Annotated in this window: 20 protein-coding genes; all 20 read right to left on the reverse strand. The window is 52.8% G+C overall.

Annotated features, from left to right (window positions below):
* Positions 1–128 precede the first annotated feature (128 nt).
* Positions 129–1040: a phosphogluconate dehydrogenase (NAD(+)-dependent, decarboxylating) gene (gnd, locus tag ACI31J_RS07885; protein ID WP_439773870.1), complete on the reverse strand. Its 912-nt coding sequence runs from the start codon at positions 1038–1040 to the stop codon at positions 129–131.
* Between the two features lie 153 nt (positions 1041–1193).
* Positions 1194–1640, reverse strand: coding sequence for a preprotein translocase subunit YajC (yajC, locus tag ACI31J_RS07890; protein WP_439773871.1), 447 nt, complete (start codon positions 1638–1640; stop codon positions 1194–1196).
* Between the two features lie 63 nt (positions 1641–1703).
* Positions 1704–2777, reverse strand: coding sequence for a tRNA-guanine transglycosylase (locus ACI31J_RS07895; RefSeq protein WP_439773872.1), 1074 nt, complete (start codon positions 2775–2777; stop codon positions 1704–1706).
* Between the two features lie 11 nt (positions 2778–2788).
* Positions 2789–3802, reverse strand: a complete 1014-nt coding sequence (gene ruvB / locus ACI31J_RS07900) for a Holliday junction branch migration DNA helicase RuvB (RefSeq protein ID WP_439773873.1) — start codon at positions 3800–3802, stop codon at positions 2789–2791.
* A 15-nt stretch (positions 3803–3817) separates the two neighbouring features.
* Positions 3818–4411 (reverse strand): Holliday junction branch migration protein RuvA, encoded by a 594-nt coding sequence (ruvA, locus tag ACI31J_RS07905; protein WP_439773874.1) that lies wholly within the window; start codon positions 4409–4411, stop codon positions 3818–3820.
* 19 nt (positions 4412–4430) lie between these two features.
* Positions 4431–6452: a DNA mismatch repair endonuclease MutL gene (gene mutL / locus ACI31J_RS07910; RefSeq protein ID WP_439773875.1), complete on the reverse strand. Its 2022-nt coding sequence runs from the start codon at positions 6450–6452 to the stop codon at positions 4431–4433.
* Positions 6453–6462: 10 nt separating this feature from the next.
* The gene (gene mutS, locus ACI31J_RS07915) at positions 6463–9117 is read right to left on the reverse strand and encodes a DNA mismatch repair protein MutS (RefSeq protein WP_439773876.1); all 2655 of its coding nucleotides are present in this window, start codon (positions 9115–9117) and stop codon (positions 6463–6465) included.
* Between the two features lie 153 nt (positions 9118–9270).
* Positions 9271–10824 (reverse strand): ribonuclease Y, encoded by a 1554-nt coding sequence (gene rny, locus ACI31J_RS07920; RefSeq protein ID WP_439773877.1) that lies wholly within the window; start codon positions 10822–10824, stop codon positions 9271–9273.
* Between the two features lie 183 nt (positions 10825–11007).
* A complete protein-coding gene (gene recA, locus ACI31J_RS07925) occupies positions 11008–12081 on the reverse strand; it encodes a recombinase RecA (protein ID WP_439773878.1) in 1074 nt (357 codons plus the stop codon).
* Positions 12082–12169: 88 nt separating this feature from the next.
* On the reverse strand, positions 12170–13417 hold the full coding sequence (locus ACI31J_RS07930) for a competence/damage-inducible protein A (protein WP_439773879.1): 1248 nt from the start codon (positions 13415–13417) through the stop codon (positions 12170–12172).
* A gap of 93 nt (positions 13418–13510) precedes the next feature.
* Entirely contained in the window at positions 13511–14095 is a 585-nt protein-coding gene (gene pgsA, locus ACI31J_RS07935; RefSeq protein ID WP_439773880.1) for a CDP-diacylglycerol--glycerol-3-phosphate 3-phosphatidyltransferase, read from the reverse strand.
* Between the two features lie 15 nt (positions 14096–14110).
* Positions 14111–15163, reverse strand: coding sequence for a helix-turn-helix domain-containing protein (locus tag ACI31J_RS07940; protein WP_439773881.1), 1053 nt, complete (start codon positions 15161–15163; stop codon positions 14111–14113).
* Between the two features lie 84 nt (positions 15164–15247).
* The gene (gene yfmH / locus ACI31J_RS07945; protein WP_439773882.1) at positions 15248–16546 is read right to left on the reverse strand and encodes an EF-P 5-aminopentanol modification-associated protein YfmH; all 1299 of its coding nucleotides are present in this window, start codon (positions 16544–16546) and stop codon (positions 15248–15250) included.
* Between the two features lie 4 nt (positions 16547–16550).
* Positions 16551–17801 (reverse strand): EF-P 5-aminopentanol modification-associated protein YfmF, encoded by a 1251-nt coding sequence (gene yfmF, locus ACI31J_RS07950; protein ID WP_439773883.1) that lies wholly within the window; start codon positions 17799–17801, stop codon positions 16551–16553.
* Between the two features lie 249 nt (positions 17802–18050).
* Positions 18051–18899, reverse strand: a complete 849-nt coding sequence (locus tag ACI31J_RS07955; protein WP_439773884.1) for an amino acid ABC transporter substrate-binding protein — start codon at positions 18897–18899, stop codon at positions 18051–18053.
* 16 nt (positions 18900–18915) lie between these two features.
* On the reverse strand, positions 18916–19593 hold the full coding sequence (locus ACI31J_RS07960; RefSeq protein WP_439773885.1) for an amino acid ABC transporter ATP-binding protein: 678 nt from the start codon (positions 19591–19593) through the stop codon (positions 18916–18918).
* Positions 19594–19609: 16 nt separating this feature from the next.
* Positions 19610–20251, reverse strand: coding sequence for an amino acid ABC transporter permease (locus tag ACI31J_RS07965; RefSeq protein WP_439773886.1), 642 nt, complete (start codon positions 20249–20251; stop codon positions 19610–19612).
* Between the two features lie 462 nt (positions 20252–20713).
* Positions 20714–21250, reverse strand: coding sequence for a rod shape-determining protein MreD (mreD, locus tag ACI31J_RS07970; RefSeq protein WP_439773887.1), 537 nt, complete (start codon positions 21248–21250; stop codon positions 20714–20716).
* A gap of 6 nt (positions 21251–21256) precedes the next feature.
* Positions 21257–22111: a rod shape-determining protein MreC gene (gene mreC, locus ACI31J_RS07975; protein WP_439773888.1), complete on the reverse strand. Its 855-nt coding sequence runs from the start codon at positions 22109–22111 to the stop codon at positions 21257–21259.
* Positions 22112–22224: 113 nt separating this feature from the next.
* Positions 22225–23229 carry a rod shape-determining protein gene (locus ACI31J_RS07980; protein WP_439773889.1) on the reverse strand — a complete coding sequence of 335 codons (1005 nt, stop codon included), beginning with the start codon at positions 23227–23229 and terminating at the stop codon, positions 22225–22227.
* Positions 23230–23361 lie beyond the last annotated feature (132 nt).

Here is a 23361-nt window from a genome sequence, read left to right on the forward strand (position 1 = left end):
TTTACCCTCTTATCCAAAATTTATTCTAACAATTAAGTATACCAGCAATCGGCAGGCGGGCCAATTTTTAAAACAAAATACCCCCTGCATCATAGCAGGAGGTATTGCAAGCAAACTAACCGAGCTGATTAGTCCTTCTTAGCAGCGTCCATTGCGTGGCCACCGAAACCATTCCGCAGTGCAGAAACGACCTTACCATCGAAGGAGTCGTCTTGCATTGAACGGAACCGTTGACTTAATGCTTCGTAGATAACCGGCGTTGGTACTTGCTTGTCCATTGCGTCCATCAGGGTCCAGTGAGCTTCACCAGAACTGTGCATCCGACCAGCGATCTTGTCCAGGTGTGGGTCCTTTTCGAAGGCTTCTTGAGCCAATTCCATCAGCCATGAGCGGATAACAGAACCGTGGTTCCACATCTTGGCAACGGCAGCGTTGTCGTAGTCAAAGTCAGAAGCTTCCAGAACTTCGAAACCTTCACCCATGGCTTCCATCATACCGTATTCGATCGCGTTGTGAACCATCTTGAGGTAGTGACCAGAACCAGCCTTACCAGTATATAGGTAGCCGTCCTTTTCAGCAATTCCATCGAACAATGGGGCAAGACGCTTTTCAAAGATATCCTTGTCGTCCCCACCGATCATGAAGTTACCATCCTTGAGGGCACCCTTCCAACCGCCTGAAGAACCGCAGTCGAAGTAGTGAATACCCTTTTCGGTGAACATGCGATTGTGACGCATGGAGTCCTTCCAGAAAGTGTTACCACCGTCGATAACCGTGTCGTCAGCGTCAAGCAGGTCAGCTAACTGGTCCATAGTGGAGTCAGTTGGCTTGCCGGCTGGAACCATTACCCAAACAGTCCGTGGTTGGTTAAGCTTCTTAACCATTTCTTCCAGGGTGTAGGCAGGTTCTGCACCGTAAGAAGCAGCTTCTTCAACCAACTTCTTGTCAAGGTCAAAGGCAACCACTTGGTTGTCATTGCGCAACATGTTTTGGCAAAGGTGGATACCCATCTTACCTAAACCAATCAATCCGATTTGCATTAGATTTTCCCTCCTGTATTTACGTCTCACTAAGGAAATGCAGCCCTCAGCAAGGGATAAGGACGCATAAACGTCGTGCCTGATTAAACACTCGGTAAGTGCATACAATCAGACGTCCGTTAAAAGTTTCCCACTTTTTGGGGAATTAGTCAATTACTTTTCCTGATCGTCAGTCTGGCTGGCAGCGGAATCGGCAGCCTGGTCATCTTCAGCAGCTGGTTGGGCACTCTCAGCAGAAGAAGCTGGGGCACTGGATGCTGCCGGTTGGTCAGCCGCTGCCTTGTCGGCGTTCTTGGCACTAACGACCCGGGCAATCGCAACCATGTCAAAGGTCAGGTAGATCCCTTCACAATCCAGGGTTACCGTCCGGTCAGCCTGGTTGATTGAGTCAATCTTACCGTGGAGACGGCCAATGGTAACAACCTCATCCCCAGGGTGCAGGTTGCTCATCATGTCCTGGTGCTGCTTCCGCTGCTTTTGTTGCGGCCGAATCATGAAGAAATACATTAAGGCAATCATCAACAGAATCAGAATGATTCCAGAGTAACTACTTGCTCCGGCGTTGGCAGCGCCTAAAATTCCAAAAGTTAAACTATTCACAGTATATCCATCCCTTCAAAAATACTCATCAATAACTGTAACAAACTTTATTATAAAAAGCCACTACTGGTCGCATGGTTCAGCAAATTTACGCAGCATGGCGGTGGCCTGTCCAGCAGTGATCATGTCCCGTATCTGCGCAACTAATCGGTTAATGGTGAACAGGTTGTGCATAAGCAGGTAGCGTTCCCCCACCGGTTGGGCGGTCGCCAGCAGGTGATGGATGGCGGCGCGGGAAATGCCAGCCGAACAGGTTGGACACCCGCATCCGGCGGCCAGCGGCTGATCCGAGTCAGCAAACTTTTCCCGATCGAGGTGAAGGCGGTCCGTGCCGACCAGCGCATTTCCCATGGTGGCTTCACGTCCCGCCAGGTCACTGTCGATCAGGTCGATCCCCGCCAACATCATGGCAATCAGCTGGTGGAGGTCGCCAGGCGTCGGCAGGTAGCGCAGCTTAGGTGCATCCAGCATGCCAACCACCTCCGTGACCAGCCGGACCTGCTCACTCATCGGCACATCCGGAGTAACTCCCATGATGCTGTAGCCGGTAACGGTCGTTGGAATGGCAGCCAAGCTGGCCCGCCGGACCCGTAGCAATCCACCACCTACAACTGGCGCCAGGTCCCCGGCGAGCGCTGGTCGGGCGGCCAGCCAGCGCGCGTTTTGCTCGGCCGCAGCGTTAAGGTCATCAACCGGGGCAAAGTAGTCGGCGTCACGGACAAAGCCCTGTGTAATATCGGCCCCCAGGTGCTCCTGCTCGTTGATGGCATCTTGCGGAGTATAGAACAGCAACTGGCCGCTTGCGGGATCGTGAAAGCTGACCCCGTCCTGCTTGCGTCCCCGCGGCTTGGCCCAGCGGTAGGCCTGTTCAGACCCGGCGGCGGTGACCAGCACCCCAGGCCAGGCCAGCAGGTCATGCAAGTCCCCAAAATTGTCGGTCAAGCGCCAGTAATCTAGGGCATCCTGCTTAACAGCTTGGACACCGCAATTTCTGAGCTCAACTGGGGTCAGCGTGGTCAGGGCACTGCCGGTCTGCACAATGGCCGGGGTCGCTATGTGCCGATCATTGACCGTCACCGTCCCGGACCGCATTGACTGTTCGCGATGGTTTATCTGAAATGTTAACTTCTTACTCATCGATTCATCCTTCATTTTTTCGTCGGGTAACTAATCCCCAGGTGCTGATAGGCGGCTGGGGTAACGACCCGGCCGCGCGGGGTCCGGCTAATAAAACCAATCTGCAGGAGGTACGGTTCATACATTTCCTCAATCGTGTTGGTTTCCTCACCAATATTGGCAGCAATGGTCTTCAGGCCGACCGGACCGCCATGATAGTAGTTGATCATCGTCAACAACATCTTCCGGTCAATCCCATCAAGCCCCCGCTGGTCTACCTGAAGCAGGTCGAGGGCCTTGCTGACCGTGTCGGAGTCAATACTGGGCTTCCCAGCAACCTGGGCAAAGTCGCGTACCCGTTTGAGCAGCCGGTTGGCAATCCGTGGGGTTCCCCGTGACCGCATTGCCAATTCATGAGCCCCCTCGTCCTCGATATGGGTATTGAAAATCTTGGCCGAGCGGAAAATGATCTGCTTGAGTTCATCCTGGTTATAGTAATTCATGTGTTCAACAATCCCGAAGCGATCCCGCAATGGTGCGGACAGCATTCCGGCACGCGTCGTGGCCCCGATTAAAGTAAAGGGCGGCAACGGGAAGTGGACCGGGTGCGCGGTTGGCCCCTCGCCGACCACGATATCGATGTAATAGTCTTCCATTGCCGAGTAGAGCATTTCCTCCACTACCTTGGGCAGCCGGTGAATTTCATCGATGAAGAGGACGTCCCCCGGTTTCAACTCGTTTAACATGGCCACCAGGTCTCCTGGCTTTTCGATCGCCGGTCCGCTAGTGGTCTTGATACTAACCCCCATCTCGTGGGCAATTACCATCGCCAGGGTCGTCTTCCCCAGTCCCGGCGGCCCGTACAGCAAGACATGGTCTAAAGCTTCCTCACGTGCCTGAGCGGCTTGGATATAAACGCTCAGTTCATGCTTGATCTTCGCCTGACCGATGTAGTCTTGCAGGCGCTGGGGACGCAGGGTCAGTTCAATCTGCTCCTCTGTATCATCTTGCGATTGATCGGACATCAATCCATGATCCTCAGCCATCAAATCGCCTCCTTATTAGTTAATCATCGTCAATGCCTGGCTCAAGTATTCCTGGGTCGTAGTGGCATCGGTCTTAAGCAACTGTTTCTTGATCCGCTTAACCTCACGTTCCTTATAGCCCAGGGCCGATAATGCTGCCAGGGCATCCCGCAGTGCCGGGGCCTCTTCGTCCGGCAGGTCGGCCGGAGTCAGCAGCGGTGTACTGGTCATGTCGGCCACCTTGTCTTTTAAGTCCAGGACAATCTGGGAGGCCGTCTTCTTGCCGATTCCCGGGAACTTGGTCAAATAGCCCACGTTATCGTTAGCGATCGCATCGATCAGCCCCTGATGGTCAGGGTTGGCCAGGATCGCCAGAGCACTCTTGGGGCCGATCCCGGAAACATTGATCAGCTGCAAGAAGAGCTGCTTTTCGGCCCGGTCAACAAACCCGAAAAGGGAAATGTTGTCATCACGGACTGCCTGGTAGACGTAAATCCGCACCCGCTTTTCCGCATCTTCTTGGAAACGGTAAGGATTGGCCACGAACAGCTGGTAGCCGATCCCCCCAACTTCCAGCACGACATACTGGGGGGTCACACTCGTAACCAGCCCCGTCAAATATTCATACATTGATTCAACCTACTTTTCACTAAAATTCATGATCATCAAAATCGGCGGCAAACGGCGTATGACTGTCCTGAATCCGTTTAAACATCTTCTCCAGATCCTGGTCATTGAAGTGGACCGTCACCGGCCGCCCATGGGGACAGTTGAAGGGGTTTTCGCACTGGGGAAGCCGCCGCAAGAGGGCCTTAGCCTCCCGATCGTCGAGATGGTGGTTAGCCTTAATGGCCCGCTTGCAACTCATCATGATGGCGGTCTTCATACGAAAGTCCCGCACGGTGATCTCGCCATCCTTGATCAGCCACTCAATCATCTCGCGGGCGGTATCCTCTTCCTGCCCTTCCTTGAACCAGGTCGGGTGGGACCGCAGGATAAAACTATTCTGACCAAAGGACTCCAGGTTTAACCCCACCCCGGCCAACGTGTCGAGGTGCTGGTTGATGGTCATCGCATCGACGGTCGAATAGTTAAGCACCAGTGGAACCAGGAAAGCCTGCTGAGCCGGGCTGACCTGTCCGATCTCCTTGCGGTAACGCTCATAGTTAATCCGCTCCTGTGCGGCATGCTGGTCGACGATGTAAAGGCCATCCCCGGCCTGGGCCAGAAGAAAGGTCCCTTGCAACTGCCCAATATATTGCAGGTCGGGGAACCGTTTCTGGGCCCGGTCACTCTTGTCATGAACGTCCAACTCCAGGTTCTCTGCCGAGTGTACTGGCTGGGTCGGTAATGAAGTAGCCACCGGCCGACCAAAGGGCTGGGCATCCGCCTCATCTTGGTAGCGCTGGTCAAATGCCTGCATGGCCGGGCTCGTCAATTCCGCGGCACGATGGATGACGACTGGTTTTGCCACCTGGCTATCATCTGCGTCGGCATCAGCCGGACCATCAGCAGGCCGACTGGCTGGCTGGTCTTCTTCGGGTGCCGCTTCGGCAGAATTTACTATCCGGGGCGCTTTGCCAACTTGGTAGTTCCCGACCGCCTCATTCAACCGCTCGTCTAGTTCGGCAACGTCTGCCGCACTGGGCCCAAACTGGTCTGGGCTGACGTCAGGAATCAGGTTTTCACTAGCAATTCGCTGCCGAATCGTCTGCGCGATCAGCTTGGTCAGCTGGTCTTCCTTGCTTAGCCGGACCTCCCGCTTGGCTGGGTGCACATTAACGTCCACTAAGACCGGATCCAGGTCGATGTTGACCACCGCGATCGGGTAACGGCCAACCATTAATTTCGACTCATATCCCTGGATGATGGCCTTGGTCAGTTCAAAGTTGCGAATGTAACGATGGTTGATCGTCAAGGTGATGTATTGCCGTGAGGCCCGGGTCAATTCGGGCAGGGATACGAACCCGGTCACCTTGAAGTCATCATCTTGGCCCGTAATCGACAACATCTTTCGGCCGGCCTTGATCCCATAGATTGCTGCAATAACCTGTTGAAGGTTGTCATTGCCGGCGGATCGAAAGATTTCCTTGCCATTATGGGTAAAGCTGAAGGCCACACCCGGGTTAGCCAGAGCCAAGCGGTTGATGATATCGGTGATCCGGGTCAGCTCCGTCTGCGGTGACTTGAGATACTTCAGCCGGGCCGGCGTGTTAAAGAAGAGGTCTTTGACCCGCACGTCGGTCCCCTGCCGCGCCGGCGCCGGTTTCTCGTCCATGGTCTTTCCACCGTGAATGTGGATCTGTGTTCCCTCATCCTGACCAGCCTGGGCTGTCACCAGCTCGACATCGGCCACGGAAGCAATACTGGGCAGGGCCTCACCACGAAAGCCCATCGTCTGCACCTTGAACAGGTCCTTGCGGCTGGCGATCTTGCTGGTAGCATGCCGCCGAAAAGCCAGTGAAACATCATCGCTGGCAATTCCATCACCGTCATCGATTACCCGGATACTGTCAAGCCCCGAGTTCTCAGCAATGATATCAATCCGCTTACTGTGGGCATCCAGCGAGTTTTCGACCAACTCCTTGACGATCGAGGCCGGCCGTTCAATCACTTCACCGGCCGCAATCTGGTTGGCCAGGACCGTGTCTAGTTCGTGAATTTTCCCCAAGGTTTTCACCTCACTTCAGTTTTTCCTGCCATTGGTAAATCTGGTTCATTACTTCCATCGGGGTCATCCCCATCAAATTGAGTTCCTTGAGCTGGTGGAGGATCTTATCCCCCTTGTTTGACCGGGTCTTCTGTGGCGCTGGGGCAAACAGCTCCATCTGCCCGTTGGCATCCACCGCTGGTGCCGAGGCCGCACTAGCCGGCGCCGTACTTTCTTGAACCCGGTCAACTGATGATGAGGCCGGCTTTTCATAGTTGGCAGGGTGCTTGGCGGCCGGAGTCGGCAATGACGTCTCCTTGTTTTCCAGCTTTTGAAGAATCTGATCAGCCCGTTTCAACAGCTGGTCAGGCATTCCTGCCAGCTTAGCCACGTGGATCCCGTAAGACTTATCGGCCGGACCGGCGCTGACCTTATGAAGAAAGACCAGCTCACCGTTTTTCTCTGTTGCTCCCACGTGAACATTCTTCAAACGTGCGAGGGTGTCCTCCAGCGCCGTTAGTTCGTGATAGTGGGTGGAGAAGAGGGTCTTGGCCCGGACGTGCTGGTGAACGTATTCAATAATCGCTTGGGCCAGGGCCATCCCGTCGTAGGTGGCCGTTCCCCGCCCAATCTCATCGAAGAGGATCAGGCTGCGATCGGTCGCGTGGACCAGGGCGTTGTTGGCCTCCATCATCTCAACCATGAAGGTACTCTCCCCTGAAATCAGGTCATCGGCCGCCCCAATCCGAGTGAAAATCTGGTCAAAGATCGGCAATTCCGCCGACTTGGCCGGCACGAAGCACCCCATTTGCGCCATTACCGCCGTCAGGGCCAACTGGCGCATGTAGGTACTCTTCCCGGACATGTTGGGTCCGGTGATCAGTAGGATATCAGTCTGGTCGTCCATCATGACGTCGTTGGGGACGTATTCCTGGTGTCCCATGAACTTCTCCACTACTGGGTGCCGGCCATCCTTGATCTTTAGGGTGTGGCCGGTGTTCATCTTTGGACGGACAAAGTGGTAGTCTTCGCTGACCACCGCAAAGCTCTGCAACACGTCCAGTTCGGACAGGGCCTGGGCCAATTTCTGCAACCGCTTGATCTCCTTTTTGACCCGTTCCCGGATGTCAACAAAGAGGTCATACTCCAGCGCGGTGGACTTCTCCTGGGCGCCCATGATCAAGGCCTCCTTCTCCTTCAATTCGGGTGTGGAGAAGCGTTCGGCGTTCACCAGCGTCTGCTTGCGCTCGTAGCGATCCTTGGGAATCTTGGCGAGGTTGACCTTGGTAACTTCGATGTAATAACCAAAGACGTGGTTGTAACCGATCTTCAGGTTGTTGATCCCGGTAACTTCACGTTCTTGCGCTTGGAGGTCGGCGATCCAACGTTTACCGTTATTCATTGCGTCCCGGTACTGGTCAAGCTGCTTGTTGTAACCGGTCTTGATCAGACCGCCATCCGTGACAGCAATCGGTGGATCAGCCACGATGGCCCGGTCAATCAGATCTGCGACGTCGCTCAACGGGTCCAGGCGCTTGGTCAACGATTCAAAGACCGGCGAGTCCAGGGTCTCCAAGACATACTTGATCTTTGGCACCTGTTGGAGGGAGGTCTTAAGCTGAATCAAGTCCCGACCGTTGACGCTGCCGTACGCTACCCGGCCAGCCAGGCGCTCCAGATCGTACACCTTAATCAATTCCTGCTGGAGGTTGCTCCGTTCAAAGTAATGGTCCAGCAATTCCTGCACCTTGTCCTGGCGCTGATTGATCTGGTCCGGATCGATCAGCGGCCGGTCCAGCCAGCGCTTCAATAGCCGGCTCCCCATGGCCGTCTTGGTTTCATCCAACAGCCAGGCAAGGGTCCCCTGCCGCTTGCCGCTCCGCATGTTGGTCGTAAGCTCCAGGTTGGTCTTGGAGTAGTGGTCAATCTTCATGAAGGCACTCGGCCGGTATGCCACGGCCCGCTGCATATGCGCCAATGACCGCTTCTGGGTGGTCAGCAGGTAGGAGACTAGTAACGCCACCACGTGCTGTTGGCTCGACGCTTCCAGGTCCTGGGTCAGGTAGCTCACCTCGGCGTTCTTCAGAATCTCTGGCTGGTGCGACTGGAGGATGTTGCGCTTGGTCAACTGATCGGTCAACTCTGCCGGCAACTTCCCGTCGACCACCGTCTCCTTGCTCCGCAGGTTGACCAATTCATTAATAATTGCATCAACACTGTCAAGGGTGGTGGTCTTCAGTTCGCCGGTCGAAAGGTCGGTATAGGCCAGATTAAAACGACCATCCTGGGTACTGATCGCCGTCAGGTAGTTGTTCTGTCGGGCCGCATCCCCAGTCAGGTCCATCTGGGTCCCGGGCGTGATCAGCCGGGTAACCGCCCGCTTGACCATTCCCTTGGCCTTCTTCGGGTCCTCCATCTGTTCACAGATGGCAACCTTGTAACCCTTGTCGATCAGAATGTCGACGTAGTTCTTCACTGCCCGGTGCGGAACTCCACACATTGGGATCGGGTTCTTGGCACTGTGGTTTCGCGTTGTCAGTGTCAGTTCCAACAATTGGGCACCCTTTACCGCATCATCGTTGAAAAGCTCATAGAAGTCGCCTAAACGATAGAACAGGAAGGCGTCCGGATACTGGTCCTTCACTTTTTGATATTGCTCCATCATCGGTGTCAGTTTCTTTGCCACTAATTCTCACCTCATTAAAAATTCACTAATCAAATAATACGGCAACTCTTTATTTTTGCGCGTTTGACACATAGTTCAATTATATTTTCTGCCCCCATCCGGTGCAAGAAAAACAGCACAAATAAAAAAGAACTGGGGACTTTCCCCAATTCTTTACTTAGCGTAGTCTACTGCGCGTACTTCTCGAATAACCGTTACCTTGATGTGGCCCGGATACTCAAGCTGTTGTTCAACCTGCTGCTTGATATCATGGGCCAAAGTAGTAGCTTGTAAGTCCGAAATTTTCTTCGGCTTGACGATTACCCGCAGTTCACGACCAGCTTGAATTGCGTAACTATGGTCAACACCATCGTAATTATTTGCTATGCTCTCCAGTTTCTTCAAACGCTGGATGTACTGCTCAAGCGACTCGCTCCGGGCACCAGGCCGGGCACCAGAAATGGCGTCCGCTGCCTGAACCAGCACCGCAATGATGGAGGTTGGGGCAACATCCCCATGGTGTGAAGCGATCGTATTGATGACTACCTTATTTTCCTTATACTTACGGGCCAGTTCAACACCTAATTCCACGTGGGAGCCGTCAACTTCGTGGTCAACCGCCTTCCCAATATCGTGGAGAAGGCCGGCACGCTTGGCTAAGGTGACATCCTCACCGAGTTCAGCTGCCATGATTCCAGCCAGCTTAGCCACTTCGATCGAGTGGTTAAGGACATTCTGACCGTAACTGGTCCGGTACTTCATCCGCCCAACCGTCTTGATCAGGTCCGGGTGCATGGAGTGAATCCCCAGATCAAACAGGGCCTGCTCACCAGTTTCCCGGAGCTGGGCATCCATTTCCTTACGGGCACGCTCAACTGCCTCTTCAATCCGCGCTGGATGAATCCGACCGTCTTGAATCAACTTCTCCAAAGCAATCTTTGCAATCTCCCGACGAACGGGATCAAACCCACTGAGGACCACGGCTTGCGGAGTATCGTCAATGATCAGGTCAATCCCCGTCAAGGTCTCCAGGGTCCGGATGTTCCGGCCCTCGCGGCCAATGATCCGGCCCTTCATGTCGTCGTTCGGCAAGTTAACCACCGAAACAGTGGCCTCGGAAACCACATCAGCGGCACTGCGCTGGATAGCCTCAACAATCAGTTTCTTGGCATTCCGGTCAGCGGCCAATTCCGCCTCCTGTTCACTGTCTCGAATCATCACTTCACGTTCAGTCTTCAACCGCTCTTTCATTTCACGCAACAATTGCTCTTTGGCATCATCATGAGTCATCTCGGCAACCTTTTCTAATTCTTGTTGCCGTTGTTCTACTAATGCCGTTGCCTTTTTTTGTGATTGATGAAGTTGTTCCGTCCGTTGGTCAAGCTTATGCTCACGAGCACCAACCGTGTTTTCCCGCTTTTCAAGGGCATCATCCTTGCGGTCAAGCGATGTTTCACGTTGCAAAAGCCGGTCCTCCTGGCGCTGAATCTCGTTGCGCCGCTGCTTGAGTTCTTCCTCAACGCTTTCGCGATAGTGGTGGCTTTCCTCCTTGGCCTCTAGGATGGCTTCCTTTTTCGCCGTCGCTGCTTTTTTCTTAGCGTCTGTAATAATTCCCTCGGCGTCCTGGTGGGCCTCCTTGATCTGTTTTTCATAGGAGGCCTTACGGACTGCATAGCCGATAATAATCCCGACAACCATAGCAAGCGCGGCGAAAATTAATAAATTCATCATTTCACCTCCGCTTCAACTATTCTGTTGTTGGTTAATTAAATTAATTTCACCGTGTCATGTTAAAACATCACACAAATTAAATTTTAAGCTTGCCCAACATGGGTGTCAACCATTGAATATGTCCGAAGTTCAAAAAAGAAAAGGACCGGCTGATGTCGCCAATCCTTTAATCAAGCAGGCCTAATTCTTGCTTGCCTCTTCAATTGTTTCTTGCTTCTGGTCACCGTCGTGGTCTTCACCGTCAGCAGTCTTGGTGTTCTCAAGCGGCGCCATCCCGTAGGCCACCCGCACCTTATTCATCAACTCGGCCATCTGGTCAGGATGGTCGGCCAACCACTTCTTGGCGTTTTCACGACCTTGGCCAATTCGCTCGCTGCCATAAGAGTACCAAGCACCGCTCTTGTTGACCAAGTCCTTTTCAACTGCCATATCCAGCAATTCACCGGTCTTGGAAATTCCTTCACCGTACATGATGTCGACCTCGCAACGCTTGAACGGCGGCGCTACCTTGTTCTTGACGATCTTGACCTTCGCCCGGTTACCGATGACGTCAGTCCCGTTCTTGATCTGTTCGGCCCGCCGAATCTCCATCCGGATCGTCGAGTAGAACTTCAGGGCCCGACCACCAGTCGTAGTCTCGGGATTACCGAACATTACCCCAACCTTTTCACGAATCTGGTTGATGAAGATAGCAATCGTCTTGGTCTTGTTGATCTCACCAGACAGCTTCCGCAAAGCCTGAGACATTAAACGAGCCTGCAGACCAACGTGGGCATCCCCCATCTCACCTTCGATTTCAGCACGAGGAACCAGGGCCGCCACGGAGTCCACTACGACCAGGTCAACTGCCCCACTGGAAATCAAGGCATCGGCAATCTCTAGTCCTTCTTCACCAGTGTCAGGCTGTGAAAGGAGCAGGTTATCAACATCAACCCCAAGGGCTTCCGCATATTGTGGATCCAGGGCGTTTTCGGCATCAATATAGGCTGCCGTACCACCCTGCCGCTGAACCTCCGCAACGGCATGCAAAGCCACCGTCGTCTTCCCAGAACTTTCTGGACCGTAGATTTCTACGATTCGGCCGCGAGGGTAGCCGCCAACCCCCAGTGCCTTATCAATTGCTAATGAGCCGCTGGAAATCGTCGCGATCTTCATATCGGCAGCGTCCCCCATCCGCATGATGGAGCCCTTGCCGAAATTCTTTTCGATCTTTCTGATGGCAACATCTAGTGCTGCCTTTCGCTGATCAGCCAAATCAAAATTCCTCCTTTGCATCGAAATATCCGATAATTAATGATACCAGTTTTCCACAAAAAAACAAGAAAAACGAACAACGGTTCGACTATTTTATGAGGGCCTGATAGAGCATCTGCAGCCCCGCCTGAACACTCTGCCGCCGCACCGCCTGGCGGCCACGGTAGGCCCCTAAGTGGCAAAGTTTGGTTTGGGTCGGCTGACCTTCAATCGCCAGCCCGATCCAAACGGTCCCGGCCGGCTGACCTTCAAGGCTGTCCGGTCCAGCCACCCCGGTAAAGCCCAGGCCGATTGCCACGTTTAGTTTCTCACGGCTCTTCTCAGCCATCTGCGCGGCAGTGGCGGCACTGACTACCCCATTCTTTTCGATTACCTCAGGGGCAATCCCCAACAGGTGCTCCTTGGCTGTCGCCGCATAGGTCACCAGGCCACCGTCAAAGACGTTTGAGGCCCCCGGCACCGAACAGATAGTGCTCTGAAACATTCCGCCGGTCAAGCTCTCAGCAGCCGTCACCCGTAAGCCTCGCTGGCGCAACAGGTCCACGACCACATTGACAAGCCGGCAGTCATCACCAACCCCGAAGAAGAACGGGGCTTCCTTGGCAACGATTGCTGCTTGGGCAGTGTCAAGCAGACGGTTCGCCTCGGCTTGCGCCTGGTTTCGGACGGTCATCCGCACCTGGATCGCATCCGGCTGAACGTAGGAGGTAATCGTCACCCCAGTCAGGTCAGCGGTCACCGTGGCGACTTCATCCATTAATTCCGACTCCGGACGGCCAAAGAAGTTCAGGGTCCGACTAGTGATCTGGGTGTGCTGCCCGATGACCTTAGCCAGCCGTGGCATGACCTCACGGGTGACCATCGGTTTAAACTCACGTGGTGGTCCCGGCAACACTACCAACCGATGGCCATCACGCTCGTACCAGGAACCTAAGGCAAGTCCTACCGCGTTGACTAACGGCGTACCCCCAGTGAGGTACTTGGCCTGTTGGATGTTCTCCGGCATCATCACCTTGTGACGTTGTTTAAAGGTGCCCTTGATCCACTGCCAGTGGTCCTGGTCCACCGTTAAATCCGTTCCCAGGGCCGCAGCGACCGCCGCCAGGGTCACGTCATCCGCAGTGGGGCCCAGGCCACCGCAGACAAATACCAGCGAGGAACGTTGCCAGGCTGACCGAATCGCCTCTACCATCAGGTCACGCTGATCGGGAATGGCCAACTGACGGTCCGCCGTAATCCCAAGCGTGGCCAGCTGCCGTGCAAGAAATGGCGCGTTTGTGTTCACAATCTGGCCGAGCACGATCTCCGTGCCGACTGATATAATCTCAGCATTCATTCTTTCCACCCCTATATAGTTAATACGTAAATTATAATCCACGGTACCAAAAAAAGCTGGGGGAAATCTCACCAGCTTTTTTCCAGCTTATTATTATTTAAACCCGTCAGAGAAGACTCCCCGTCCTTGGATGAAGTAGTCGACTCCGGAGTAAATCGTGAAGAACAGGCAAATGTAGAGCATGATCTGGCCAAACGGAATTCCCCAGATGGCGAAGATCACGTTGTTTAACAGCAAGAAGATAATCGCGATGAACTGAGTCGTCGTCTTGATCTTGCCGGGCATCTTAGCCGCCAGCACGATCCCACTCTGTTCAACCAGCAGAAGACGCAGACCCGTTACGGAAAGTTCCCGCCAAATGATAATTGACGTAACCCATGCTGGGACAACTTGGTTCCCCGTCAGGACGATAAAGGCCGTCATGACGAGCAGCTTGTCCGCCAGCGGGTCAGTAAACTTACCGAAATTGGTCACCAGGTGGTCGCGCCGGGCAATCCGTCCGTCCAAGTTATCAGTGATCGTCGCCGCGATAAACAGGATGGCCGCAATCAACTGGGCAACCGGAATCGTCGCCCCCCAGAAAGTAACACTTCCCCAAGAAAATGGCACCACCATCAGTATCAGGAAAAATGGAATGATAATCAACCGGACAACGGTTAATTTATTAGGTAAATTCAAAGTCTCGTCCTCCAATTATCGCGTCTGCGTGTTTGTCTGCTGTTGGCTGTTAGCATTTGAGGTTGCCGTCGTGGACTGCCGGTTGGCGGTAGTGCTCTGCTGACTGGCAGCACTGCTGCTAGTTGACGTTTGCTGGCTGCTTCCAGTGCTGCTCGTCGTGCTGCTGGATGCAGATGAGGAGCTGCTGGATTGCTGGCTACCGAAGTTAATGGTAACCGTCCGGGTATTCTGGTAACGACCGTTGTTGGTAAAGTCAATCGTCTGGTTGCCAATCTTAAGTTTGGTAGAACGGGCATTGCCGACCGTAATTACCAGACTAGTCGTATCCTTGGCAACCTTAACACTGGCCTTTTCATTGGCATTTAGGGTCCGGTTTAAGAGGGAGTTGTTGTTGGCCCGGACCTGCATCCATGCCCGGTCCGTCGAGTTAATCTGCAGGGTAGTGTCGGCCTTCAGCTGATCAGCCGTATAGGTAACACTGGTATCATCACGGCTGGTCTGCTTGAGCTTGATGGTGTTCTCGGTCGTCTTCTTAGCAGTCTTCTTGCTGGACGAAGAAGCCTTCTTCCGACTCTCACCCGAAACAGAAACGGAACTGTTGTCGATCCGGGTAGAAGAATCGCGGTGGCTTCGAGCAATCGCGGTGAACCAGATTGCTGCCAGAACCAGGATGATCACTACCGTAATAATGATGGTCGGCAAGTAGCGGCGGCTCTTCGTCACCTGGTTGCCAAGCGTCTTACGCTGACTAGCCCGGGACTCTACCGCCTGGGCGATGTGCTCAGAGTATTCCGCCGTCTTGGCCTTTGGCAGGTCGTCTTCGTACTCCTTGAGCAGGTCATCCCCATCCAAGCCAACCGTATCCGCGTACTGCTTAACAAAGGCCCGCACGTAGAAGTCGCCGGGCAGTTCGTCAAACTTTTCATCCTCGATCGCGATCAAGTATCGCTTCTGAATCTTGGTAATCTGCTGGAGGTCGTCAAGTGTATACCCCTTAGCTTGGCGAGCCTTCTGCAACTTCTTACCAATCTCAACATGACTTTGTTGTTCGCTATTGTTTTCACTCATTAGCCTATCTCCATTTTTATTATTCGCTTATCCTTGGACATTATATCATGTTCTCTTTAGAACTAAAGTTAAGAAAAGGTATCGTTACTGGTGATGGGGAACAACCTGATATACCGAAATCCCCTGCGGCGTGATGAATTCCTTAGCAACCTGGTAGAGGTCATCCAAGGTAATCGTGTTCAGGAGCTGGATCTCATCCATTAGGTTGGCACCATCAAAAAGCCGGCCGGCATAGCGGTTAGCAATGGCTTCTGGGGAGTCCATCAGCCCAATCAGGCGGCCCAGTTCTGCCCGCTTAATGCCGTCAAACCGAGTCCGGGCCGCGTCAATCTGCTTATCAGCACTCTCCAGGATAGCCACGACCTCATCAGCGAAGCGCTCCATCTGGTCGGTGTTCGAACTGAAGTAAGCAAAGTGGAAGCCCCGTTGCATCTCAAAGCTATAGCCGAACGAATCATCCAAGACCTCGTTGTTGTAGAGGCGCAGGTAGTTATCCGACGTGTCGTCGAACAGGACATCGAGCAGGAGATCCACCGCCAATTTGTAGCGCAACCGCTCCCGGCCGCTGTCAAACTTCTTGATCCCCCGCAGACCAACCATTACCTTCGGCCGGGCGATGTTCATCGTCAGTGACCGGAACGGGATGACGTCGTGAGCAGTCGGGTCGTTTAGTTCAAACAGCCGCCGCGGTGTTTGGTCCGGCGGAAAAGTCTTGGCTGCCTGATTCTCTTCAATCCAGGACAGAGTTTCCTCAGGATCCAGGTTACCAACGATAAACAGGTTCATGTTGCCCGGCTGATAGAACGTCTGGTAGCTCTGCATCAGAATCTCCGGCGTAATCTTGCTGATCGATTCAACGGTCCCCGCAATGTCAATCCGCATCGGGTCATGCGGGTACAGGTTCCCGATCAGCCCCAGGTAGAGACGCCAATCGGCATCATCGTCATACATCTTAATCTCTTGGCCGATGATCCCCTGCTCCTTTTGCACCGTCTGAGCAGTGAAGTACGGATCCTGAACAAAGTCAAGCAGAACGTCCAGGTTTTCGCGCAGGTGACTGGTGGTCGAAAAGAGGTAGCTGGTCTGGGTAAAGCTGGTGTAGGCGTTGGAATCCGCCCCCAGCTTGCCAAACAGGTCAAAGGCATCGTGGTCGGCCTTCTCAAACATCTTATGTTCGAGGAAATGAGCAACCCCGTCTGGGACCCAGATCGGCTCCTGCTCCTGGTACGGAACGAAATGGTTGTCAATTGAGCCGAAATCCGTTGAGAATGTCGCATAGGTCTTTTGGAAGCCCGGCATTGGCAAGAGCTGGACAAGCAGTCCGTTGGCAAGTCTTTGCCGGTAGATTGTCCGATTAAATTCTTGATACGTTTGTCTATCCATCTGTTTATTTTTCACCACTCAATAAGTAAATTGCCTGCATCTTCACCATCCGTGCTACCCGGGAAACGTCTTCCGCACTTACTGCGTTGATCTTTTCAGTTACGGCCGTTTCCGCTGGCAGGTCCAACAATGCCCGCAGGAGTTGCCGGCCCAAGATGTTGTTAGCCAAGTCATGACTGGCCCGGTACTGGTTAACCAGACTATCCTGCACCTCGGCCAGCCGCCCGGCACTGAACTTACCGGCGCAAATGTCGGCCAACTGCTGGGCGATCAGGTTCTCCACCCGCTGTGCATCCGCGGCCTGGATCCCCGTTTGGATCCCTAAAAAGCCAGTGAACGGTAACAAGCGGCTCGTCGCATAGTAAGCCAGGCTGGCCTTTTCCCGGACGTTGGTAAAAAGCTTAGAGTACGGCGTTCCACCGAACAAACCGTTGAAAACCAGTCCCGCATAGTAGTTATCGTCCTGGTAATAAACCGGCAGCTGGTAGCCGAGGTTCAGCTTTGCCTGAACTACCGGTTGGTGTTCGACTTGCCGCTGAACATTCAGATAAGGCTCCTGCCGGTAGAAGGGCCGCATGGTTCCGACCTGGCGTGGAGTAAAGGGCAGTTGGCTGAGGGCGTCTTTTACCGTGGCTGGGTCGACATCCCCCAACACAAAGATGTCCACCCGGTCACGTTCGATCATGTCCTGGTAGACCTTAACCAGATTCTGGGCCGTCAACTTAGCCAGATCCGCTACCTGCCCAAAACTCGGCACCCGCATAACCGAACCCGCCGGGTAATAGAGATTCATCAGCTGGCGGTTAGCATAAAACTGCTTGTCATCATACAGGGCCGTAATGGTCTGCTCAAGGTTATGGGCCTGAATCCGGAAGGTCGGACCATCAAACTCGTCGTCATCAATCAATGGATGGAATAGGATCTCGTTGATTAGCTCAACGACCTGGTCAAAAAGATTCGTTCCCGCAATCTGGTCATTAACAAAACTCGCGCGCAGCCGCACCGTATGGAGACGGCCAACCCGGCCAACTCCCATGCCGACATAGGCCCCGTAGAGGTTGGCAAGTTGCCGCGCCAGGGCGGTCTGAGTCGGGTAGCGGTGGGTACTGGTCTCCAAGAGATTGGCAAGGAGGTTGCGGGCCGTCGCGTTGTCACTAGTCTGTGGAGTGGTAAAAGTAATCAGAACGTGCGTCATCTTAAATTGCTGGGTGGGAATAACGTGGAGACCCACGCCACTGGCAAGATCAAAATGCACTGTGATGTTCTCCTTTCCATTAAATCAAACGTTTGTAAGCAAAACGTTCGCCAAACTTTTTGCCGAATTAGTCATACTGAATAATGATACGTTAAACCAACCTAAATTACAAACCAATCCCGGCATTTCGGCGAAATTAACCGAACAGGAAATGGAGCGAAGTGCTGGTTAGGCGTCAAATGGCACCAAGCGTTCGAAGAGCCGAACGCTTGGTGCCATTCGTGTACTATGGATAAACAGATAAAACACTTAATTATTGTCGGAACCGAGGAAAGTGCTATTAGTACCAAACCACTTCTCGTTGATTTTCTTCAGCTGACCGTTGCGCTGCAGTCTGCCCAGACCAGCGTTAATCTTCTTGCGGAGGGTCTTATCGCCCTTGCGCATCCCGACCGCGAAGTATTCAACTGGGAACTGGCGATTAACCTCGACCCGGTAGTCGGCTGGATTCTTCTGGTGCTTGACGTAGTAGTTGGCGTAAACCTCGTCCATTAGGATTCCTTGAATCCGTCCGGCATTCAGATCAATAAAGGCGTTCGGGAAGGTATCGTACATCACCGGGGTCTTCCCCTTGATCTTATCCTTCAACAACTTCGGGTGTTCGTTTAGGACCGTGTCCCCGGTCGACCCGGTCTGGACCCCCAGGGTCTTCCCCTTCATGTCGTTGAGGTTGTTGATGTGGTCACGCTTCAGGGTCACCAGGACCTGCCGATTGGCCAGGTAGTAGCGGCTAAAGGCCACCTTCTTGCGCCGGCTGGCATTGACGGAATAACCGTTCCAAAGGAGGTCAATCGTGCCGTTCTTCAATTCGGTTTCCTTCATTGACCAGTCGATTGGCTGGAAGTCAACCTTGATCCCGTATTGCTTAAAGACGGCCCGCGCCAGATCGACATCGTAACCAACCAGCTTCCCGTTCTTTTGCCGGAAGCCCATCGGGACAAAACTGTCATCGAGCCCGATGATCACCTTCTTGCGCCGTTCGATCCGCGACCAGGTATCCTGGTGGTTCGCCCGGGTAGTGACACTCTCACAGCCAGTCAGGCACAGGGTGGGAATCAAAAGTAGCAATAGCAGCCAAATCGCTTTGAACTTCTTCATACGCTTCCCTCCCCTTCTATGCCTGTTTCTTGTCAACATCCTGAACCTGATCAAAAGCCTTGTCGAGGGCCTTAACCTTTAGGATGTCATCGGCGATCTCGTTAGCAAAGTCAAAATCGTGGGTAACCACCAGTTGGGTCATGCCGTCCTTCTTGAGTCCCATGATAATCTTGGCAACTTCCTTGCGCATCTCCGGGTCAAGGGCCGAAGTCGGTTCATCATAACAGAGGATCTTCGGACTCATCGCCAGGGCCCGGGCAATGGCCACCCGTTGCTTTTGCCCCCCGGACAGCTGCCATGGGTACAGGTCGCCCTTGGTGTTTAGACCTAGTTCTTCGAGCAGTTTCTGAGCATCGGCCACGGCTTCTTCCTTGGACTTCTTCAATACCATAATCGGTGCCAGGGTGACGTTTTCCATCACCGACAGGTTCGGGAAGAGGTTGTAGTCTTGAAATACTACCCCGATCACCCGGTCGGATTCCGCCGTCCCTTGGGGATCGAAGGGCTGGCCATCAATGAGGAATTCCCCCCGATCGGCCTTCTCCAGTCCTGTGATGCAGCGCAGCAAGGTTGTCTTTCCGGCACCAGACGGACCAACGATACTGAGGATCTCGCCATCCTTAACCGTTAAGTTAACATTGTCTAAGATGACCCGGTCACCGAAACTCTTGTATAGATTCTTAACTTCTAACATTGGCAATTCCTCCTAATTACTTGAAGTATGAATAGCGTTGTTCAACTTTCCGCAGAACAAGGGTGCAAATCCCCACCAGGATCAGGTAGATAACGGCAACCAGCAACAGCGGTACCAGAGTGACATCCCGCGCCGTTGCGACGTTGCCGGCCCGCAACAGGTCGCCCAAACCGATAACGTATACCAATGAAGAATCCTTAACCAGGTTGATTACCTCGTTCCCAATCGATGGAATGATAATCTTGACCACTTGCGGGATCACGATCTTGCGAAGGGTCTGCCAGTAGCTTAGCCGCAAAACCCGGGCCGCTTCAAACTGGCCCTCGTCAATGGCCTGGAAGCCGCCACGAAAGATTTCAGCGAAGTAGGCAGCGTAGTTCAGGATAAAGGCCACGAGCGCGGCATCATAACGCTGGAAGACAATCCCAATAATCGGTAAACCATAAAATACAAAGATCAATTGCAAAAGCAGTGGGGTCCCCCGCATTAACCAAACGTAAATCTCAAGGATCCATTGCAAGGGCCGAATCTTGGAAATCAAGCCCAGACTGACTAGAATCCCCAGCGGCAGTGAGCAGACCAGCGTCCAGAAGAAAATCTGTAAGGTCAGCCCCGCCCCCTGTAATAATGATGGCAAAATCTCAGTAACGTATTGCATATCAAGTCCTCCTTCATCTTCAAACGCCAAACGATAATAAACAAAAAGTCCCCTAGGACAAATGCCTAGAGGACGAATCAATCGTGGTACCACCCCATGTTCGCGACCGCCTCACAGCGACCGCCTCGGTAAGTTCAATTTTGAAGCTTAAACAAAAAACGCCCTCGAGCCAAATGGCTACGAGGGCGTTTCCGCGGTTCCACCTCATCTTGTTGACCCCTCACGAGAATCAACCTTAGCGAGTTCAAAATTAAACTCCGTGCTGTAACGGGCTTCCCCGGGCTTCCCTACTGTCGTTTCAGGAAACCAACTCACAGATGTGATTCAGGCATTTTGGAAGGTCCCTTCCCATCTAACGGGACTCGCTTAGCAACCAATGCTACCCTACTAGTCTGTTCATTGTCGTTCGTAATATTAATTGTGTTGTATCTTACGCTCTTAATGCTAACTTGTCAAGACATATTAAACAGTTTTTTCATCCGTGGCCCAGTTAAAAAGCGCCTGGATCGGCCAATACAAGACCACAAAGTAAACCAAGTTAAGGGCTAACGTGGGTGCCAATACATGCAGCAGATAATCGCTAAAGGGCATTGACGTCACGCCGACCAGCGAATAAGCCCAGTAATTAAGGGTCGTGAAGGCAACGATGTCGATGAAGAAAATCATGATCATCGACAAGAACGATGAACTGAAGTACTTGGACAAGATTGTCGTCAAACCAACAATGCACGGGAATAAGAACATGTATAACCCCAAGATCCCGGAGCTATACAGGTCGGCCACAATCCCTGCGGCGACGGCAAACGGAATCAGGGGAATTTCAATCCCGTTTTCAAAGAAGTAGGACAGGGTCAGCCACAAAAGTACCAATTCACTTGCCATCGAGTATGGATAGTGAAAGAACAGCGGTGCCCACACGTGACTGACTGCGCCGTCCAAAAACAGACAGACAAACAGGCCCACGGGGAATACGTATTTTAATCGTGATAATCGATACATACTTCATCACTCCTGAGATGCTGATTCAGCAACCGTAACGATGTTGATATCATTAAAGTCCGTGGCCGGAGTAATATAAACCTTCTGAGCAAGGCCATAGTCGTCCTTGCCGATTCGAGCAACCTTACCAACGTACAGTCCCTTAGGAGTTATTCCTCCCATACCGTTGGTCGTTACCCGGGCCCCCTTCTTAATCTTGGCCTTGGAGTTAACCTGGCCCATTACCAGTTCACCACGGGAGGCATTGTAACCGGTGATGATTCCGTTCACGTCTCCATTGGTACCGTGAATCGAAATGGCAAAACGGTTGGATGATTCACTGGTATCGCTGAGCAACTCAACCTTACTGTTGGTCTTGTTGACCTCGGCGATTCGCCCGATCAAACCACCATTGCTCATTACCGGCATATTCTTCTTGATACCACTAGACTGCCCCTTATTGATCACTAACTGTTGTTGCCAGGCCGATGGCGTCCGCATCAAGACCGCCGCCGTAACCGTATCATAGTCGGTCATAGAATTGTTGAGCTTGAGTTCCTGCTTCAACTGTTTGTTTTCATGAGCCAGTGCCTGATTGCGGACCTTCGTTTGGGCAAGGTCAGTGACCTGCTGCTTCAGTTCACGGTTTTCCGAGTAAGTATTCATCAAGTCATTAACCGAGCTGAAACTGGTCTGCAACCAATTAACCGGAAGGGCCACGGCGCTATCCGCAAAGCCTACGATATCATTGCCAAACTGCTGAATTAGCGGCGGGGTATTCCGGCGATTGCGCATGGTAATTGAACCCGCCATTAAGCCGAAGCAGGCAACCAGAATTACCACAATAATAACCAACCGGCGATTGGAAAAGAACTTGCGCATGATAATCCTCCAAATGTAATTTACAAAATAACAAAAGCGCGGCTAGACAAAACAAATCGTTTTGCGACCAGCCCCGCCCACTTGCCGAGCAGATAATCGATCTGCTCGTGTTATTACTTCTTCTTCATTACGTCAATACTCTTAAGGGATTCACCGGTCCCGATCGCTACACAATCAAGTGGATCGTTGGCGATAAAGACTGGCACCTTAGTAGCATCCGCAATTACATCTGGCAGGTGTTTCAACAGTGCGCCGCCACCAGTCAGCACAATTCCGTGGTCAATCACATCCGCAGCAATTTCTGGTGACGTTTCTTCCAGCGTCCCCTTGATCGCCGTAATGATGTTTTCTACCACATCTTGAAGGGCAGTTGAGACGTCCGTAGCAGAAACTTCCATTGTCTTTGGCAAACCAGTAACCAGGTCCCGACCGCGAACCTCAGTCTTGCCCATCTCAGCAGCGGCCTCAACGGAAGCAGAACCGATGTCCCATTTGAGCTTTTCAGACGTCCGCTCACCGATAAGGAGCTTCTTGTTCTGACGCACGTATTGAGCAATGGCATCGTTCATCTTGTCACCGGCCATCCGGATAGACCGGCTGGAAACAATTCCGCCCAATGAGATCGTGGCAACATCAGTGGTCCCGCCACCAATATCAACAACCATGCTACCAGTTGGATCCATCACTGGAAGGCCGGCACCAATAGCAGCGGCAAAAGGTTCTTCAATCACGTAGGCATCACGTGCCCCGGCAACCCGAGTGGCATCGATGACGGCCCGCTTTTCAACTTCGGTAATTCCGCTTGGTACACAAACCATGACGTACGGCTTGCCATTACTGTTGCCTAAGGCCTTCTCAATGTAGTACTTCATCATGGCAACGGTCGTGTCGTAGTCGGCAATAACCCCATCCTTCATCGGGCGAATGGCCACTATGCTCTCCGGTGTCCGACCGATCATGTCACGAGCGTCTGAACCGACAGAGATCACTTCATTAGTCTTGGCATTACGCGCAACAACTGATGGCTCACGCAGCACAATTCCCTTACCTTCAAGGTAAACGATCGTGTTGGCGGTCCCCAGGTCGATTCCTAGATTTTTGGTTCCAATTCCTAGCAATCTATTTCTTCCCTTCGTTTTTTAACTGATAAATTCTAATTAATATCGTGGATATTATACCATAGCCAGTAAAGACATTCGAACATTAATATACATTATCAGTCCCTTAAGGATAAATTTTTCGGGGGAAAT

The sequence above is a fragment of the Limosilactobacillus sp. genome (assembly GCF_051873075.1).
Classification (GTDB): Bacteria; Bacillota; Bacilli; order Lactobacillales; family Lactobacillaceae; genus Limosilactobacillus.